The following is a 2,295-nucleotide window of genomic DNA, read 5'->3' as shown; positions in this document are numbered from 1 at the left end:
TAGGCCTCGACCGCGCCGAGCAGCTGACTGGCCAGCCACGGCACATGGCTGAACAACCGGTGGTGCGCGGCCTCACGCGCTGCCAGGAAGGTCAGGATCTCGCTGCGCGGTCGCTCGAGTCCGTCAGCGAACGACTCGATGGCTTCTGGCAGCAGTGCCGCAACCCCCTTCGGTCCCAGCGGCAGGCCGATGTCAGTGGAGGTCAGCACTTCGCGCGATAACCGGCCCAACGCCTGGCCCAGCTGCGAGCCGAACGCCATGCCGCCCATCTGCGACATGATCGACAGCAGCGGGCCGGCCATATTCTTGGCTTCCTCGGGCAGCGCCGCCGCCCAGACCGTCGAGATCTGCTGGGCCATCGGGTCGCATAGCCGCTTCCACGTCTCAAGCGTGTTGTCCACCCAGTCATTGGGCGACCAGGCGACGGCCTTGGTGGTGCCCGCCGGGATCGCGGTTACCCCGTCCAGCCACGTCTCGGCGAGGTGCACTGCATCGCCGACGGCCGAGGTCGTGGCAGCCGGGATCGGCGCCACAAACCCGATCGAGCTCTTCGCCAGTTGGCGGGCCACGTCGTAGTTCACCGGGCCGGAGGCCTGGCCAGTCGTCATCACAGTGCCGGCGCCGCTGAACATCTCACCCAGGCGAGTGAAGATCTGGCCCAGGTCGGCCATGTCGAAGTTCCCGCCGAAACCGAACGGGTCAGACGAGCCGGAGCCGGGTTCGGGGTCGTTCTTCCCCTTGTCGCGGTCCGGGTCGTCGCCGGTGGAGAAGCCGAACGGCAGGTCAGCCATAGCCTCAACGGTACTCATCGGGGACGAGAGGTGCGCGTCCGCCATCACGCTGTGAGTGAACTGGCGCCCGGCCGAGCAGACCGGCCACCCAGCCAATCCCTTTAGGGTTAGCAACGTGAACAGGCGGATTCTGACGCTGATTGTGGCGCTGGTGCCGATCGTGGTGTTCGGTGTGCTGCTCGCGGTGGTGACGGTGCCCTATGTGTCGCTTGGCCCTGGCCCGACTTTCGACACCCTCGGTGAGGTGGACGGCAAGCAGGTGGTCGACATCGAGGGCACTCAAACGCACCCGACGTCGGGTCACTTGAACATGACGACGGTGTCCCAGCGCGACGGTCTCACATTGGGCGAAGCGCTGACGCTGTGGTTGTCGGGTCGCGAGCAACTGGTGCCCCGGGACCTGGTCTACCCGCCCGGCAAGTCCCGGGACGAAGTGGACAAGGCGAACAACGCCGACTTCAAGGAGTCCGAGGACAGCGCCGAGTACGCCGCACTGGGATATCTGAAGTACCCGCAGGCCGTCACCGTGGCCGGGGTCAACGATCCGGGCCCGTCGGTCGGCAAACTCAAGGCCGGCGACGCGATCGACGCGGTCAACGGCACCCCGGTGACCAGCGTGGACCAGTTCACGTCGATGCTGAAGAACACCAAGCCCGATCAGCCCGTGGTGATCGACTACCGCCGCAAGAACGCGCCTGCAGGCGTTGCGCGGATTACGTTGGGATCCAAGCCGGATCGCGGCTACGGCTTTTTAGGTGTCGCGGTGCTGGACGCGCCGTGGGCGCCGTTTGTGATCGACTTCAACCTCGCCAACGTCGGCGGCCCTTCGGCGGGGCTGATGTTCAGCCTGGCCGTCATCGACAAGCTGACGACCGGAGACCTGGTGGACTCGAAGTTCGTCGCCGGCACCGGCACCATCACCGCCGACGGGAAGGTGGGCCCGATCGGCGGAATCGTGCACAAGATGGTGGCCGCTCACGAGGCCGGGGCGAGCGTGTTTCTGGTGCCGGCGAAGAACTGCTACGAGGCCAACGCCGACAACGTGCCCGGCCTGCAACTGGTGAAAGTCGACACTCTCGGTCAGGCGGTGGACGCCCTGCACACGGTGGCCTCGGGCGGTCAACCGCCGAGCTGCTAGCCCGGCGACGACGCGCGCGCAGGTGCGTACAGTTGGGACCATCCACCAAACCGCCGACGGCCACCGTCAACATCGAGCAGGGAGCGTAGCTAGTGGCGATGCGGCCCGCTGCGAGGATGCCAAAGCTGACCCGGCGTAGCCGGACACTGATCGCGATCGCACTCGTCGTAATTGTCTTGCTCTTGATCGGGCCTCGACTCATCGACGGGTACGTCGACTGGTTGTGGTTCGGCGAACTCGGCTACCGCTCGGTGTTCACCACCGTGCTGGTCACCCGGCTGGTGGTGTTTCTGGTCGTCGGACTGCTGGTCGGCGGGATAGTGTTCGGCGGTCTGGCGCTCGCGTACCGCACTCGGCCGGTGTTTG

At 66.3% G+C, this 2,295-nt stretch carries 3 protein-coding genes; 2 read left to right on the top strand and 1 reads right to left on the bottom strand.

From position 1 onward, the window contains the following. Nucleotides 1–809 (bottom strand): zinc-dependent metalloprotease (locus tag VFA16_RS11475; protein WP_324967926.1); only part of this gene is annotated, 809 nt, incomplete at its 3' end. 97 nt (nt 810–906) lie between these two features. Between VFA16_RS11475 and VFA16_RS11470 the strand changes: the two genes are divergently transcribed. Next, complete coding sequence (locus tag VFA16_RS11470) at nt 907–1,929, top strand: PDZ domain-containing protein (protein WP_324967925.1); 1,023 nt, start codon at nt 907–909, stop codon at nt 1,927–1,929. Between the two features lie 92 nt (nt 1,930–2,021). Then, a partial coding sequence (locus VFA16_RS11465) for a UPF0182 family protein (protein ID WP_324967924.1) occupies nt 2,022–2,295 on the top strand: 274 nt, incomplete at its 3' end.

Source organism: Mycobacterium sp. (assembly GCF_035653355.1).
Classification (GTDB): domain Bacteria; phylum Actinomycetota; class Actinomycetes; order Mycobacteriales; family Mycobacteriaceae; genus Mycobacterium.
This window is presented reverse-complemented; position numbering and strand designations above follow the sequence as displayed.